12 protein-coding genes are annotated in these 15,543 nt (G+C 62.2%); 9 read left to right on the top strand and 3 right to left on the bottom strand.

The features are described 5' to 3' along the window. Positions 1-21: 21 nt before the first annotated feature. Both OPV09_RS11620 and OPV09_RS11615 read left to right on the top strand, forming a co-directional pair. Positions 22-438, top strand: coding sequence for a hypothetical protein (locus OPV09_RS11620; RefSeq protein ID WP_338681793.1), 417 nt, complete (start codon positions 22-24; stop codon positions 436-438). Between the two features lie 31 nt (positions 439-469). Beyond that, complete coding sequence (locus tag OPV09_RS11615) at positions 470-907, top strand: GFA family protein (RefSeq protein ID WP_338681791.1); 438 nt, start codon at positions 470-472, stop codon at positions 905-907. A gap of 23 nt (positions 908-930) precedes the next feature. Here OPV09_RS11615 and OPV09_RS11610 read toward each other — a convergent pair whose 3' ends face one another. From OPV09_RS11610 to OPV09_RS11600, 3 genes are all read right to left on the bottom strand, one after another. Then, the gene (locus OPV09_RS11610; protein WP_338681789.1) at positions 931-2,577 is read right to left on the bottom strand and encodes a methyl-accepting chemotaxis protein; all 1,647 of its coding nucleotides are present in this window, start codon (positions 2,575-2,577) and stop codon (positions 931-933) included. 84 nt (positions 2,578-2,661) lie between these two features. Beyond that, positions 2,662-3,783 carry a patatin-like phospholipase family protein gene (locus OPV09_RS11605; RefSeq protein ID WP_070304287.1) on the bottom strand — a complete coding sequence of 374 codons (1,122 nt, stop codon included), beginning with the start codon at positions 3,781-3,783 and terminating at the stop codon, positions 2,662-2,664. 313 nt (positions 3,784-4,096) lie between these two features. Further along, the gene (locus OPV09_RS11600) at positions 4,097-5,023 is read right to left on the bottom strand and encodes a LysR family transcriptional regulator (RefSeq protein ID WP_219328260.1); all 927 of its coding nucleotides are present in this window, start codon (positions 5,021-5,023) and stop codon (positions 4,097-4,099) included. Between the two features lie 115 nt (positions 5,024-5,138). On the opposite strand from OPV09_RS11600, the gene OPV09_RS11595 reads away from it, so the two are divergent. The 7 genes from OPV09_RS11595 to malF all read left to right on the top strand — a co-directional run bounded on the left by OPV09_RS11595 (position 5,139) and on the right by malF (position 15,535). Further along, positions 5,139-6,698 carry an MFS transporter gene (locus OPV09_RS11595; RefSeq protein WP_338681788.1) on the top strand — a complete coding sequence of 520 codons (1,560 nt, stop codon included), beginning with the start codon at positions 5,139-5,141 and terminating at the stop codon, positions 6,696-6,698. Between the two features lie 224 nt (positions 6,699-6,922). After that, positions 6,923-8,140: a carbohydrate porin gene (locus OPV09_RS11590; protein ID WP_338681786.1), complete on the top strand. Its 1,218-nt coding sequence runs from the start codon at positions 6,923-6,925 to the stop codon at positions 8,138-8,140. Positions 8,141-8,440: 300 nt separating this feature from the next. Beyond that, the gene (locus OPV09_RS11585; protein ID WP_319992692.1) at positions 8,441-9,451 is read left to right on the top strand and encodes a substrate-binding domain-containing protein; all 1,011 of its coding nucleotides are present in this window, start codon (positions 8,441-8,443) and stop codon (positions 9,449-9,451) included. A 299-nt stretch (positions 9,452-9,750) separates the two neighbouring features. Further along, a complete protein-coding gene (locus OPV09_RS11580) occupies positions 9,751-11,388 on the top strand; it encodes an alpha-amylase family glycosyl hydrolase (RefSeq protein WP_338681784.1) in 1,638 nt (545 codons plus the stop codon). 84 nt (positions 11,389-11,472) lie between these two features. Next, entirely contained in the window at positions 11,473-12,558 is a 1,086-nt protein-coding gene (locus OPV09_RS11575) for a sn-glycerol-3-phosphate ABC transporter ATP-binding protein UgpC (RefSeq protein ID WP_338681782.1), read from the top strand. Between the two features lie 111 nt (positions 12,559-12,669). Then, a complete protein-coding gene (gene malE / locus OPV09_RS11570; RefSeq protein WP_338681780.1) occupies positions 12,670-13,890 on the top strand; it encodes a maltose/maltodextrin ABC transporter substrate-binding protein MalE in 1,221 nt (406 codons plus the stop codon). Positions 13,891-14,023: 133 nt separating this feature from the next. Continuing rightward, complete coding sequence (malF, locus tag OPV09_RS11565) at positions 14,024-15,535, top strand: maltose ABC transporter permease MalF (RefSeq protein WP_338681778.1); 1,512 nt, start codon at positions 14,024-14,026, stop codon at positions 15,533-15,535. Positions 15,536-15,543 lie beyond the last annotated feature (8 nt).

Here is a 15,543-nt window from a genome sequence, read left to right as displayed (position 1 = left end):
AGCCCTTAGATTTTGAAAATTATGAATGCAACACATTGGAGGATTCAGGAGCTGCAGCATCACTCGGCCGATATTGCCTGGCTGGATGCCGAGGAAGCTCGCCGTGCCTATGATTTGGTTGGTCTTCATGACTCGAAGACGCATCTGGGCCTGAACGTTGACACCGTTGACTCAATCGAGCGGCTCGCCTCCGGAGACGATGTGGCCGTCGCAAGCAGCTGGTTACGTGCCCGTATGCCGGGAATTCAGCAGGTCGTCGTGGTGTTTGGAGAAGACGAATGCTTCGTCTGCAGCAGTGCGTTCCTGATCGAGAACTGGCCGGATATTTTTGTGCCGTCACGTGACGACGCGATGATCTATTCGAAGGACACGCCGCTTATCCTGTTTTATTGCCATGAGAATCAATTCGAGCTGGGGCAGCGGATTGTCTTTGATTGAACGGCCATAAGCCGTCATTGAAAGGAAAAAAATGAACAGTACTGATGGGAAGTTACAAGGTTCATGCCATTGTGGATCTGTACGATTTCAAGTTCGACTTAGCGACGGACTCAAGACAGCAAGGCGCTGCAACTGCTCCTATTGCCGCATGCGCGGCGCGATAGCGGTTTCTGCGGCGCTTCAGGATATAGAGATCACTTCTGGAGAGGAATTGCTCACCCTCTATCAGTTTCACACCATGCAAGCGAAGCACTATTTCTGCTCAAAATGCGGGATATACACACATCACCAACGCCGGTCAAAACCCGATCAATTCGGGATCAATGTAGCCTGCCTGGAAGGAATCAGTCCGTTTGACTTTGAAGAGGTAGCAGTCAACGAAGGCCGACTCCATCCAAAAGACAAAAGTGCTGGAGGCGGACCTGACATCGCTGGATACCTGCGCTTTTTTCCTAATACCGCCCCTTAAATGAACCGGAGCGGTCAAAAGATTTAGCCGCGAGCACTACGTCCCGGCAGCGCCACCCGCCGGCTGGCGGCAGCTGTTGCCGGCGCCGGCAAGCCGCCCGCCACTTTCAACGCCTTCCCTTGGGCATCGCCACGCAGGCGGAACACGGCGACCACGTCGACCAGCTCGACGGCGCGGTCTTGCAGCGAGGATGCTGCGGCGGCGGCCTCTTCCACCAGGGCCGCGTTTTGCTGGGTGACCTGGTCCATTTGTGAAATAGCCTGGTTCACTTGCTCGATGCCGGCGCTTTGCTCGTGGCTGGCGTTGGCGATGTCGCCCATGATGTCCGTCACGCGGCGGATGCTGGCGACGATTTCTTCCATCGTCGCGCCCGCCTGATCGACCAGCGCGCTGCCCGTGTTGACTTTATCCACGGAATCCTCGATCAAGCCTTTGATTTCCTTGGCGGCCGCCGCAGAGCGTTGCGCCAGATTGCGCACCTCGGTGGCCACCACGGCGAAGCCACGGCCCTGCTCGCCCGCACGGGCCGCTTCGACGGCCGCATTCAGCGCCAGAATATTGGTTTGGAAGGCAATGCCGTCGATCACGCCGATAATGTCGGCGATCTTCTTCGCCGATTCGTTGATCGACCCCATCGTGCCCACCACTTGCGCCACCACGGCGCCACCCTTGCGTGCCACGTCCGAGGCGGACACGGCCAGGGTATTCGCCTGGCGCGCATTGTCCGTATTCTGACGCACGGCCGAGGTCAGCTCTTCCAGGCTGGACGCCGTTTCTTCCAGCGACGACGCCTGCTGCTCGGTGCGCACGGACAGGTCCGCGTTGCCGGCGGAAATCTGCGCGGCCGCCACGCTGACCGTATCGGCCGAAGCGCGCACGGTGGCGATCACGCCGACGATGCGCTCGAGGAACTTGTTGAAGGCCGTGGCCGTGCGGCCCACTTCATCCATGCGCTCGACGGGCATGGCGGCGGACAGGTCCAGCGAGGCGCTGACTCTTTCCAATGTATGTTCGATATTGCCCAGGCCGCCGCTGATGGTGCGGTAGATATGCCAGGCCAGCGCGCCTGTCAGCAGCACGGCCACGCCCAGCACGGCCAGCATGGTGCTGAACGCCGTGTCGTAGGCGGCCAGGCTTTCCGCCTTCACGTCATCGACCAGCTTGTTGTTGTAGGCGATATGGTCATCCATGCTCTTTTTCGCTGCGGCGGCCGTGATGGCCAGCGGCGTGCCGGCGAGCAAGGTGGCGCGCACGCCATCCATGTCGCCCGCGTAGGCGGCGGCAAAGAATGGCGCCAGCGCGCGGCGGTAGGCTTCCATGGCGGCCTGGTCGGCGTCGAGCATCTTGCTGTCCGTCGCGTCGTACAGGCGCTCGGCGCGGTAGGTGGCGATGACCTTGTCAAAATTCGTGTTGGCGTCGGCCACGGCCTTGTCCAGCGCCGTCTTGTCGGCCAAATTCGAGAACACGGACAGGCGGTAGCCGGCCAGGCGCGAATCGGCAAGGAAACCCTTGGCAGCATTCAAGCCCTGGATGCTGGGAATGATACGGTTTTGCACAGTGTCAAAACGCTCCTGGGCGCGCTGCAGCTGGATGGCGCCGCCGGCGCCCAGCAATAGCAGGGCCAGCAAGGCGATGGTGAGGGTCAGAATTAATTGCTTGGTGATATTCATGGTGTGTCACAGTAAAAAGGTAGCCTGGCAAGGCCAGGCGGGATAAGAGCTGCCGATCAGGTGGCCGGGATCGCTTGCAAGCGGCTAAGCTGCCATTGGGGCGGCGTCAGGCGCGCGGCGCAGCAAGTCGCCATGCTGTCGGCAAAACGCCAGGCCCGCCTTGTGGCCCACGTCGAACAGCAGCTGCATGTTCGAGCTGGACCAGTCCAGGGTGTCGGGCCAGTGCTGCTCCGGGATGCCGCCCATCAAGTCGAGCTTGAGCAAACGCCGCTTGGGCTGGCCCGTGCGCGCATCCGTGTTGTGCTCGAGCTCAAACAGGCGCAGCTCGCTCTTGGAAATTTTCACCAGCGGCGTGATGATGGAGCGCACCCAGGCGTCGTACAGGTTGCGCGGCTTGCGCAGCAAGCGCTCGTCACCGAGGATGTCGAGAATGACCAGGGTATCGGCGTCATGGTGCTCGCCCTTGCCTTCGATAAACGGGTCGAAATTGAGCGTATCGAGGGCCGCGCCTTCGATGTAGTCGTCGCCGGCGATGGTCGTCGGTGCATACAGGAACGGGAACGACAGGGCCGCACGCACGTGGATCGGTTCGATCTCGTGCTTGCCCCAGATTTGCATGCGGTGCTCGCTGAGGTTGTAGGCATTGATGTAGAAATCGGGACGCATGCGCGCCACGCCCGAGAAATCCACGGCTTTTTCCAGGAAGGGCAAATGCGCGCACAGGCCCAGGCTTTTCGCCGACAAGTCCGATGGCGACAGCGACGACACCATCAGCTTGCCCCAGTCCGACCAGGCCGTGGGCACGCCAGCAAACGTTTGCTGGAACGCCTGAAAAAAAGGATTGTTGGCCGGCGGCTGGAAGGCATCGCGGAAAGTGCTCGCATGCATGCCCGGCTTCTGGAAGACCTTGTAGTTGATCGGGATCATCTTGTAGATGCTGTCGGCCACGCCCGTGTCGGCCCAGCTTTGCAAGGCCTGGCGCGGCGTGGCTTCGTGCGGCGTCGTGTAAAGCAAGCCCATCAACACACCGGCGCCCGAGGCGGAAATGACGTCGAATTCGATGCCCTCATCGAGAAACGCGGCCAGGGCACCGGCGATCAAGGTGGAATTTGGTGCGCCGCCACCGAGCAGCAGACCCGTTTTGCGGGCCGGTTTCGCTGTCGCGGCTGATGCCGGATCCGGCGGTGTCGTCGTGACTGTCTTCATGCACACTCCCTGAACGGAACGGGACTATCATCCCTTAATTGTTGGTTACTACACGCTGATGGCGCCTAATCCTGCCCATGTCCCCGCAAGCGGCGAGCCGATGCAATGTTGCAGAAACAGATATGAAATTAACATAAATAAATTCCTTATGGCAATTTCCATAACGAATGATGGGTATTCAGAAAGGGTATAAGTTGATGCCGTGCGGCATAGCTTGATGCGGTGCAGCAAATATAAATTCGGCGACGTTAGGAGTAATCGCTTTAGGGTAGGAATATTCCCCAAGCAGCCGCCAGCGCGGCGGCCAGGGGCATCAAGGGAGTGGCGCGGGGCCGGGAGGGAGTGAAGAGAAATGCAAGTGGGTACACAAATGGTCAACAAAGACGCGAATCTTCGGCGACAGATGGCGGCTTGACGGCCACAGCACCCAGAACTTGCTCGAGTGCAGCAAGTAGCCGGTCAGCACGGCTTGCAGTTCGCCGCGCGCGATGGCGTCGCGCACGATAAAGTCAGGCAGATAGGCGAGGCCCACACCCTGTGTGGCGGCGCCGATCAAGGCTTCGATATTGTTGCAAGTCAAGGCGGTCGGCAAGCGCAACTCCCCGCCGCTGTCGCCCTCGGCGCGCTGCAATGCCCATTCCTGCAACTTGCCCGTGGTGGGAAATTTGTAGCGCACGCAAGCGTGCTCTTCCAGCGCGCGCGGCGTGGCCGGCACGCCATGGCGGGCGAAATACGCGGGCGAGCCGACGATGGCAAAGGCAAACGGCCCCAGTTCGCGCGCCATCAGACGCGAATCGGTCAGCGTACCGCTGCGCACGGCCACGTCGACGCCTTCGGCCACCACGTCGACAAGGCGGTCGTTGAAATCGAGGTCGAGTTCGATCTCCGGGTACAACCGGGTAAATTCCGCCAGCAGGGGCAGGATGATGCGGTAGCCGATCACGGGCAGGCTGACACGCAGCTTGCCGCGCGGCGCTTCTGCCAGGTGCGACAGTTCCGCCTCGGCATCGCCGAGGTCGGCAAGGATGCGCTGGCAACGCTCGTAGAACAGCGCGCCTTCGTTGCTCAGGCTGATGCGCCGCGTACTGCGGTTGAGCAGGCGCACACCCAGCTTTTCTTCCAGCCGCGCCACGCTCTTGCCCACGGCCGAGGCCGACACACCGAGCAGCCGCCCGGCCGCCACATAGCTGGAAGTTTCCGCCGCGCGCACGAAGGCGGCAATGCCATTCAGATTATCCATGCGATCTCGCTGTCTCTATTAGGGAATATTTGTCCGTTATGAGCGGATTTTCAGCCACTTTTTCACAGATTACGTCCATATTATCATCGGATTCCCTCTTTCTGGAATCATTCCCATGGATACGACTCTTCCCGCGCAAGCCCCGGAACCAGCGACTGCACGGCGCACGCTGGTGCTGGCAGCCGTCTGCCTGGCCGCGCTATGCATGCCGCTCAGTTTTACGGGGCCGGCCATCGCCATTCCCGCCATCGCCGCCGACCTGCACGGCACGCCGCTGGCGCTGGCGTGGATCACGAATGCCTTCATGCTCAGCTTTGGCGGCTGCCTGATGGTGGCCGGCGCGCTGGCCGACCGCTATGGCCGCAAGCGCGTCTTCCTGCTGGGCATGGCCGTGTTTTCCGCCGCCGCGCTGGCACTGGCGGCCGCGCCCGGCATTGTGTGGCTCGACGTGCTGCGCGCCGTCCAGGGCCTCGGTTGCGCCATGGCCCTGTCGAGCGGACTGGCGGCCCTGGCGCAGGAATTCGACGGCCCCGCCCGTGCGCGCGCCTTCAGCCTGATCGGCACGGCCTTCGGCGTGGGCCTGGCCTTCGGCCCCTTCCTGGCAGGCACCTTGATCACGCACACGGGCTGGCGCGCCATTTTTGCGGCCACGGCCGCGGCCGGCCTGGCCGCCCTGCTGGCCGCCGCGCGCGCCATGCGCGAATCGCGCGACCCACAGGCGCAAGGCGTCGATTGGCCGGGCGCCCTGACGTTTACCGGTGCGCTGTCCCTATTTACCTATGGATTGCTGCAGGCGCCCGATAGTGGCTGGGGCAGTGCCGCCAGCCTGGGACTGCTCGGTGGCGCGGCCTTGCTGCTGGCCGTTTTCATCCGTGTGGAGCGGCGCGCGGCGCGCCCCATGCTGGACTTGACCCTGTTCCGCCTGCCCGCCTTTGCCGGAGTGCAACTGCTGGCCGCCGCGCCCGCGTTTTCCTTTGTCGTGCTGCTGGTCTTACTGCCGGCCCGTTTCATCGGCATCGAAGGCTACAGCGCACTCGAGGCGGGACGCATGATGATCGCCCTGTCGGCGCCCATGCTGGTGCTGCCGATCCTGGCCGGCATGGCGGCGCAGCGCATCGCTGCCGCGCACATCTGCGCCAGCGGCCTGCTACTGGCGGCCGGTGGCTTGCTGTGGCTGTCCACCTGCGCACCGGGCCAGGCGCCCGCTACCTTGATCGGGCCGCTGCTGCTGATCGGCTGCGGCATCAGCCTGCCGTGGGGCTTGATGGATGGCCTGGCCATCAGCGTCGTGCCCGTCGAGCGGGCCGGCATGGCGGCCGGCATCTTCAACACGACGCGCGTGGCGGGTGAAGGCCTGGCGCTGGCCATCGTCAGCGCGCTGCTCGGTACGCTCACGATGGCGGCCTTGGGCAAGGTGCCCGGCCTCGCCCCCGAGCAGGCGGCGCTGGCGGCGCCCTTCCTGGCACTGGGAGAATTACGCCATGCAGGCGTTCTGTTGCCGCAGGCCGGCGCCGCCGAACTGGCGCAAGCGTATGGCGCCGCTTTCCGCCACTTGCTGTATGTGCTGGCCAGCATTACGACGGCCTCGGCCCTGCTGATCCTGGCCTTTTTGCGTCATCCAGCTGGTGCAGCAACGGGCACGGCCGCCCTGCCCGCCTGCAAGGCGCAGCAATAAGTCACGACCATCACCATTCCTCCTGCCGTACACGGCGGCGTCCACGCGCCGCCGCCCGCCTTGATGTTTCTCCGCAACACCTCAAAAGTTTCAAGGAATAAAACTAGTTTACTGATCAAAGCGCTTTGAACTATACTCAAAGCGCTTTGAAACATAACTAAAGCGCTTTGGTTGTGCGAAATTACGCGCGCTAATCCCACACCTATAAAAACACTGGAGACACAATGAACAAATTTTTCTTGAAAGCGTTGCCAGCGGCAGTGCTCATGGCCTTGAGCGCGTCGGCCCAGGCCGCCCTGCCGATCGACTTCGGCGGCTACATCCGTTCGGGCTTCGGCACCAGCAGCGAAGGCGGCAAGGAAGCGTGTTTCGGCCTGGCTGGCGCATCGTCCAAGTATCGTCTGGGCAATGAGTGCGAAACCTACGGCGAGCTGAAATTCGGCGGCGAAGCCTTCAAGGCAGCCAACGGCACCACTTTCCGCATCAATACCCTGGTGGCGTTTTCCGTCAATCAGAACCAGGACTGGGAGCAATCGGACCCGGCGTGGCGTGAAATGAACGTGGTCGCCGACAAGATCGGCACGGGCGCCTTCGCCGAAGCGCGCGCCTGGGTCGGCAAGCGCTACTATGACCGCCAGGACGTGCACATCACCGATTACTACTTCTGGAATAACAGCGGCCCGGGCGCCGGCCTGGAAAACATCGACCTGGGCGCCGCCAAGCTGGCCTACGCCATCGTGCGCACGGCCGACGACGGCGACAGCAATCGCATGGGTCTGTCCCACGATTTGCGCTTCTCCGGCATAAAGGTCAACCCCGATGGCGAACTGACCCTGGGCTTGCAATTCAACCAGAAACGCAATGCGCAAGGCGCGGCCCCCATCGCCAGCGGCCACTTGCTGACCATCATGCATACGCAAGGCAATCTGCTGGGCGGCTTCAACAAGGTGGCATTGCAGTACGGCAAAGGCAGCGCCGCCAACACGGGCGGCTTCAGCCTGGGCGCCGGCAAGGATGACAAGGTCGTGCGCCTGACGGAACAGATCATGATCCAGCCCAAAGGCGCCTGGTCGGGCATGGGCACCTTCGTCTACGAAGACAAGGAAACGGCAGGCGTGAGCAGCAAATGGACGTCGATCGGCGCACGTCCCGTCTACCACTTCTCGGACAACTACAGCCTGGCCGTGGAACTGGGCCACGACATCGTCAAGCCGGAAGGCGGCGAGAGCCGCAACCTGACCAAGCTGACCTTCGCGCCGCAACTGTCGGCCGGCAACAGCTTCTGGTCGCGTCCCGTGCTGCGCGCCTTCTACACCTACGCCAAATGGAACAAGGCAGCCCAGTCGGCCGCCGCCGCGGAATCGGCGCTGTCGTCGACGGGCGTGTTTGGTGGAAAAACAAACGGCAGCTCGGTTGGTTTCCAGGTCGAGTCGTGGTGGTAAGAGCATCGAACACTGGCTGACGCCGCAAGGCGCCAGCCAGTGGCAGCAGCACCGCCCGCTCATTCAGGGGCAGGTAGTAACCGGACCCACCATTTCGCCGCTGCACGCGATGGCCGGCAGCTTCAATGTAGTGATTCAGCAGTATCCTCTTTTAGCGCGGGCGCCCCTGGGTTTGCCCGCGTATTTTTTTGGGCGCCGCCGCCGCTTGCCATACCTCTGATCATTCCGGCATTTATCAGATAAACTACCCTGCATTGCACGGCACCGCACCGCTCCCGACCCACCCCGACTGCAGCATCCATGAACCTCAAAAATCTCGCCAAAACGCTAGGAATATCCGAAACCACCGTCAGCCGCGCCTTGAATGGCTATCCGGAAGTAAGCGAACGCACGCGCGAGCGGGTGCTGGCCGCCGCGCAGGCGGCCGGCTACCGTCCCAATCCCATGGCGCGCAGCTTGGCCGTCGGGCGCACGAATATCGTCGGCATCATCTACCCGCTGATGCCGAACGACCTGGCCGACCCCATGTTCATCGACATCGTGGGCGGCATGTCGGAAGCGCTGGAAGCGCAGCAGATGGACATGATGATCGCGCCCGCTTCGGCCACCAATGAATTCCACACGTATGAGCGCATGGTCAAGGGCCGCCGCATCGACGGCCTGATCGTCGGGCGCACGAAACCGTTCGACGAGCGCATCGCCTACCTGGCGCAGCAGGGCATGCCGTTTGTCGCGCATGGCCGCACGCAGCTGAACCAGCCGCACGCGTGGTTCGACTACGACAACGAGGCGGGCATGCGCCTGGCCGTCGAGCGCCTGGCGCAGCTGGGCCACCAGCGCATCGGCCTGATCAGCGCAACGCCGGACCTGAACTTCGTGCGCCAGCGCGTCGAGAGTTTCCAGCACGCCATGCAGGCGGGCGGCCTGGCCGTCGACCCGGACAACCTGGTCGACAACGCCCACGACCGCCGCGCCGGCTACCAGGCCATGCAGCGCCTGCTGGCCCGCTCGCCCCGCCCCACCGCCGTCATCGTCGACAATCACATGTCGGGCGTGGGCGCCGTGCGCGCCCTGCTCGACGCGGGCATCGCCATAGGCAGCGAGATGTCGCTGATCGTCTGGGGCGTGATGGAAGATTCCCTGGCCGGCCACAACGTCACCACCGTCGTCCAGCCCGACCCGCGCGGCGCCGGCGCAAAAATGATCAACATGCTGCTGGCCCTGATGGACGGCACGCCCGTCACCGACTTGCAGGAACTGTGGCCGTGCGAACTGTTGCCGGGCGAGTCGGCGGGACCGGTAATTAGGTAGTTAAATATTGCATTGGCCCGCAGCAGAAAGCTGGGGTCAGTCACTGCGTGATCGGAATGGGTCCCACTGGGACCATTCCCCCGCCGGGTCTGACCCCGGTCCTCCCACCTTGTTGTCCTGAATCACCCTCATAAAAAAATCGTATGTCTGGAGCGTGTATCGCTTTACTTTTCAAAGCGCTTTGAACTATACTCATTTCATACCCAAAGCGCTTTGAATTTTAAAATAAGACGTTCGCCTACCAACCAGCAGCGCCGCCCTGATAGCCAACGCTACAGGCAACTTTTAAGAAATCATTCATGCCGACCATCCAGAACAATCTTGCCCACCTGCCCGCCGACTGGTGGCGCAGCGCCGTCATCTACCAGGTGTATCCACGCAGCTTCCTCGACAGCAATGGCGACGGCATCGGCGACTTGCCCGGCATTACCTCCAAGCTCGATTACATCGCCGCCCTGGGCGCCGACATCGTGTGGATCTCGCCCTTCTTCACGTCGCCGATGAAGGACTTCGGCTATGACGTGGCCGATTTCTGCGACGTCGACCCGATGTTTGGCACCCTGGCCGATTTCGACCGCCTCGTGGCGCGCGCCCATGAACTGGGCTTGAAAGTGATGATCGACCAGGTGCTGTCGCACTCGTCCGACAACCATCCGTGGTTCGTGGAAAGCCGCTCCAGCCGCGACAATCCCAAGGCCGACTGGTATGTGTGGGCCGACCAGAAACCGGACGGCACGGCGCCAAACAACTGGCTGTCCGTGTTCGGCGGTTCCGCGTGGCAATGGGAGCCGCGCCGCGGCCAGTATTACCTGCATGATTTCCTCGTCAGCCAGCCCGACCTGAACTTCCACAATCCGGCCGTACAGCAGGCCCAGCTGGACAACCTGCGCTTCTGGCTCGAGCGCGGTGTCGACGGCTTCCGCTTCGATTCCTGCAACTTCCCGTATCACGATCAATTGCTGCGCGACAATCCGCCAGCCGCGCAGCGTGATGCGAGCAGCGTGTCGGCCATCAACCCGTACGGCATGCAGGCGCACGTGTACGACAAGACGCAACCGGAAAACATCGCCTACCTGCAGCGCGTGCGCGCCGTGCTCGACGAATACAAGGCCATCTCCATCGGCGAAGTGGGCGACGACAATGCGCTGGCCACCATGGCGGCCTACACGGGTGCCGACAAGCTGCACATGGCCTACAGTTTCAACTTGCTGACGGCGGAGTTTTCCGCCGCGCACATCCGCAAGCAAGTGGAAGAGTTCGAAGCGCAAGTGGCCGACGGCTGGGCTTCCTGGTCCGTGGGCAACCACGACAGCGTGCGCGTCATGACGCGCTGGGGCGGCGAGAACCCGTCGCCATCGCTGGCCAAGGTCGTGCTGGCCGTGCAGGCGGCGCTGAAAGGCACGCCGTGCCTGTACCAGGGCGACGAGCTGGCCCTGACGGAAGCGGACATTCCTTTCGAAGCGCTGCAAGACCCGTACGGCATCCCGTTCTGGCCCCAGTTCAAGGGCCGCGACGGCTGCCGCACGCCGATGCCGTGGGTGGCCGAAGCGCCGCATGGCGGCTTCAGCACCACCACGCCGTGGTTGCCCGTGCCGCCCGAGCATCTGGCGCGCGCCGCTGACGTCGAAGAACACGATAGCGGCTCGGCGCTGCGCTTTGCGCAAAACATCCTCGCCTGGCGCCGTACCCTGCCGCAATTGCTGCGCGGCGATATCGTCTTCTTCGATGCACCGGAACCTGTGCTGGCCCTGCGCCGCGACTTGCCCGGCCAACCGTCCGTGCTGGCTGCCTTCAACCTGGGCACCGAGGCCGTCACCTTCACTTGGCCAGACGCGGCGCCAGCGGCCGACCTGGCCGGTCATGGATTGCCAGGTAGTAAAGATAACCAACAGCTCAGCCTGCCCCCGCATGGCGGCTGGTTCGGCACTTTGGCGTAAATCGCAGGCTTTGGCGGCCATGCCGCCAATTACAATAACGAGCCCCGCGCATCAGCGGGGCCAAATTGAGAGAACGAGGACGACATGGCTGGACTGAAGTTAACAGGCCTGAAGAAGGCATATGGCGACGTGCAAACCCTGCACGGCATCGACCTGGAGATCGCCGATGGCGAATTCATGGTCTTCGTGGGCCCGTCGGGTTGCGGCAAATCCACCTTGCTGCGCAGCATCTGCGGCCTGGAAGAAATCAGCGGCGGCGACTTGTTCATCGGCAAGACCCGCATGAACGACGTGCCGCCCGCCAAGCGCGGCATCGCCATGGTGTTCCAGAGCTACGCCCTGTATCCGCACATGAGCGTGGCGCAGAACATGGCCTTCGGTCTCAAACTGGCCGGCATGAGCAAGGTGCAGATCGCCGACGCCGTGCAGCGCGCCGCGCAAATCCTGCGCATCGAACCTTTGCTCGAGCGCAAACCGAAGGACTTGTCGGGCGGCCAGCGCCAGCGCGTGGCCATCGGCCGCGCCATCGTGCGCAAGCCCGACGTCTTCCTGTTCGACGAACCGCTGTCCAACCTCGACGCATCGCTGCGCGTGCAGATGCGCATCGAACTGGCGAATTTGCACCGCGAATTGCGCTCGACCATGATTTACGTCACGCATGACCAGGTCGAAGCGATGACCCTGGCCGACCGCATCGTCGTGCTCAACGCGGGCCGCATCGAACAGGTGGGTGCACCGCTCGAGCTGTACCACCACCCCGCCAACCTGTTCGTGGCCGGCTTCCTCGGTTCGCCCCGCATGAACTTCCTCAAGGGCAAGATCCACAGCTATGCCGACGGCGTGGCCACCATCGCCACCAACGCGGGCGGCATGCTGCAAGCCGTCTTGACGCAGCCATTGGCCAGCGGCACCCCGGTCACCGTCGGCGCGCGTCCCGAACACGTACAGGCATGCGCGCCCGGCGCCACGGCCGCCATCACGGCCACCGTGCAGGCCGTGGAAAAACTGGGCGACATCAGCTATCTGTACGTGGACGTAGCAGGCGGCGACGAGCCGCTGGTGGTGCGCGCCGATGCGGAAACGGACTGGGCCATTGGCCAATCCGTGGCGCTGCAAGTGGCGCCGGCCCGCGTCCACGTGTTCGACGAGCACGGCCAGACCCGTACCTGACACCCCGGCTTTAAGGGGCCAGGCGCTACAGGCGCCGCCTGGCCTGGTTGTATCGTTTCAGCCTTGATACTCAACATAAACTTAGCATAAAAAAAGATACTGGAGATTGACATGTCCTTCACGCACCCGAAACGCAGCTTCATCAAAACCACCCTGATCGCCGCCGCCCTGGCCGGCATCGGCAACCTAGCCGCCGTCAGCATGGCGAACGCGGCCGAAGCAGGCACCCTGCTGATCTGGATCAATGGCGACAAAGGCTACAAGGGCCTGGCCAAGGTCGGCGAAGAATTCACCAAGAAGACGGGCATCAAGGTCGTCGTCGAGCATCCGGAAGATGCGCCAAACAAATTCCAGCAAGCGGCGGCCGCCGGCAAGGGTCCGGACATCTGGATCTGGCCGCATGACCGCATCGGCACCTGGATCGACGCCGGCTTGCTGCAACCATTGACGCCAAGCAAGGAAGCGCGCGCCGCCATCCTGCCGCTGGCCTGGAACGCCTTTACGGTGAGCGGCAAGACCTGGGGCTACCCGATCTCCATCGAAGCCGTCGCCCTCGTCTACAACAAGGACCTGGTGCCGACGCCGCCAAAAACCTTCGAGGAAATCGCCGCGCTGGACAAGAAACTGTCCGCACAAGGCAAGAAAGCCATCCTGTGGGATTACACGAATACCTATTTCACGTGGCCTTTGCTGGGCGCGGGCGGCGGCTTCCCGTTTGAAGTCAAGTCCGACGGCCGCTACGATGCAGCCAAGACGGGCGTGAACAATGCCGGTTCGCAGGCGGGCGTGAATGCGCTGATGACCCTGATCAACAGCGGCGCCATGCCGAAGGGCGCCGGCTACGCGGAAATGGAAGCGGGCTTCAACCAGGGCAAGATCGCCATGATGATCAACGGCCCATGGTCGTGGGACAATGCGCGCAAGTCGAAGATCAATTTCGGCGTGGCAACGATCCCTACCGTGGCAGGCAAGACGGCCACGCCATTCGTGGGCGTATTGGGCGCGATGATTTCGAAAGCCAGCCCGAACAAGGACCTGGCCACGGAATTCCTGGAAAACCAGATGCTGCAGATCAATGGCCTGAAAACCATCAACGCCGACGTCCCGCTGGGCACGCCAGCCAACAAAGTGCTGTTCGCGGAACTGAAAGCCAATCCGAACATCCAGGCAACGATGGAAAGCGCACAATCTGGCCGCCCGATGCCGAACAACCCGGAAATGGGCCGCTTCTGGTCGTCGATGCAATCGGCGCTGGAAAACATCACGCAAGGCCGCCAGACGACCAAGGATGGCCTGGATGCGGCGGCGAAGCGGATTACGACGGCGAATTAATAGAGGTTGGTTGGTCGGAATTTAATTTTCGACCATCAGCAGAAATCCGGGGTCAGACCCGCCGGGTCTGACCCCAGCTCTCCGTTGCGTACAAGTTCAACGCAAACAGCATCCATCTTCACAGGTATCCATCGTGCGCAAGTTTATCGGCCCTACGGTATTGACCATCAGCATGGCGCTGGGTCTGTATCTGCTCTTCATGTTGTACATTTCCGGCCAGACCATGCTGGCCGCCGTTTTCCTCGGCTTGCTGACCCTGACGACGTTCGTCTTCACGTCGCCGCGCGCCTATGCCTACCGTTACCTGTTTCCCGGCATCACGGCGGTGATCGTCTTCGTGCTGCTGCCGATGGTGTACACGGTGTCGATCGGCTTTACCAATTTCAGCTCGCGCAACCTGCTCACCTATGAACGGGCCACGCAATATCTGCTCGACGAAACGCAGCGGGTGGAAAGCGCCGGCTATGCGATGACCGTGCATGCCGACAATAAAGAATACCGCTTGCGCCTGGAAAGCCCGGACACGGGCGAAGTGCTCTTGACGCAGCCGCTGGCCCTGAAGCGCGCCGTGCCCCTGAACGTGGAGGTCGCACCGGTCGATCCCGTGCAGGCGCCCGTACTGGCCGCTCCGCTGGGCATCAAGGACATCATCGCCCTGCAAAAGGATTTGAAACTGCTCACCCTCGTGCTGCCGAACAAGATCGAGCTGCGCATGGTGGGCTTGCGCGAATTCGGACCTGTCGCGCACGTCTACAAGCAACTACCGAACAAGACCTTGAAGAAGATCGCCACGGGTGAACTGGTGACGCCGAACTTCAAGACGGGCTTTTATGAAATGCCGGACGGCACGAAACTGGAACCGGGCTTCAAAGTGAACGTGGGCTTCGCCAACTTCGTCAAGATTTTCTCCGATGAAGCGTTCCGCGGCCCCTTCCTGCGCATTTTTGTCTGGACCATCGTTTTCGCCCTGATCAGCGTGGCCACGACGACAGGCCTGGGCATGGTGCTGGCCGTGCTCCTGAACTGGGATGCGCTGCGCTTCCGCGGCCTGTATCGCACCCTGCTGTTCCTGCCGTACGCCGTGCCGGGCTTCATTTCCATCCTCGTCTTCAAGGGCTTGTTCAACAATAACTTTGGTGAAATCAACCTCGTGCTCGACGCCCTGTTCGGCATCAAGCCCGCCTGGTTCTCGGACACCACCCTGGCCAAGGCCATGATTTTGATCGTGAATACCTGGCTCGGCTACCCTTACATGATGGTGGTGTGCATGGGCTTGATCAAGGCGATTCCGTCGGACCTGTACGAAGCCTCGGCCCTGGCCGGCGCGGGACCGCTGACGAATTTCTTCAAGATCACCCTGCCCCTGATCATCAAGCCGCTCACGCCGCTGATGGTGGCCAGTCTCGGTTTCAACTTCAACAATTTTGTGCTGATCAGTTTGCTGACGGGCGGGCGTCCCGATTTCCTCGACACCACCTTGCCGGCCGGCACGACGGACTTGCTCGTGTCCTACACCTACCGCATCGCGTTCGAGGATTCCGGCCAGAACTTTGGCCTGGCCGCCGCCATCTCGACCCTGATCTTCTTCCTCGTGGCCGCGATTTCGCTGGTCAACATGCGCCTGACGCGCATGAACAAAGCATAAAGGACAGC

Origin of the sequence: Janthinobacterium sp. TB1-E2, from assembly GCF_036885605.1 — a bacterium.
Lineage (GTDB): Bacteria > Pseudomonadota > Gammaproteobacteria > Burkholderiales > Burkholderiaceae_D > Janthinobacterium > Janthinobacterium aestuarii.
The sequence above is the reverse complement of the archived record's forward strand: the minus strand, read 5'-3'. Positions and strand labels throughout refer to the sequence as shown.

Excerpts from the sequence above, each read along its gene's own strand:
- OPV09_RS11620 (WP_338681793.1), top strand. The coding sequence starts at position 22 with ATGAATGCAACACATTGGAGGATTCAGGAGCTGCAGCATCACTCGGCC.
- OPV09_RS11615 (WP_338681791.1), top strand. The coding sequence starts at position 470 with ATGAACAGTACTGATGGGAAGTTACAAGGTTCATGCCATTGTGGATCT.
- OPV09_RS11610 (WP_338681789.1), bottom strand. The coding sequence starts at position 2,577 with ATGAATATCACCAAGCAATTAATTCTGACCCTCACCATCGCCTTGCTG.
- OPV09_RS11605 (WP_070304287.1), bottom strand. The coding sequence starts at position 3,783 with ATGAAGACAGTCACGACGACACCGCCGGATCCGGCATCAGCCGCGACA.
- OPV09_RS11600 (WP_219328260.1), bottom strand. The coding sequence starts at position 5,023 with ATGGATAATCTGAATGGCATTGCCGCCTTCGTGCGCGCGGCGGAAACT.
- OPV09_RS11595 (WP_338681788.1), top strand. The coding sequence starts at position 5,139 with ATGGATACGACTCTTCCCGCGCAAGCCCCGGAACCAGCGACTGCACGG.
- OPV09_RS11590 (WP_338681786.1), top strand. The coding sequence starts at position 6,923 with ATGAACAAATTTTTCTTGAAAGCGTTGCCAGCGGCAGTGCTCATGGCC.
- OPV09_RS11585 (WP_319992692.1), top strand. The coding sequence starts at position 8,441 with ATGAACCTCAAAAATCTCGCCAAAACGCTAGGAATATCCGAAACCACC.
- OPV09_RS11580 (WP_338681784.1), top strand. The coding sequence starts at position 9,751 with ATGCCGACCATCCAGAACAATCTTGCCCACCTGCCCGCCGACTGGTGG.
- OPV09_RS11575 (WP_338681782.1), top strand. The coding sequence starts at position 11,473 with ATGGCTGGACTGAAGTTAACAGGCCTGAAGAAGGCATATGGCGACGTG.
- malE (WP_338681780.1), top strand. The coding sequence starts at position 12,670 with ATGTCCTTCACGCACCCGAAACGCAGCTTCATCAAAACCACCCTGATC.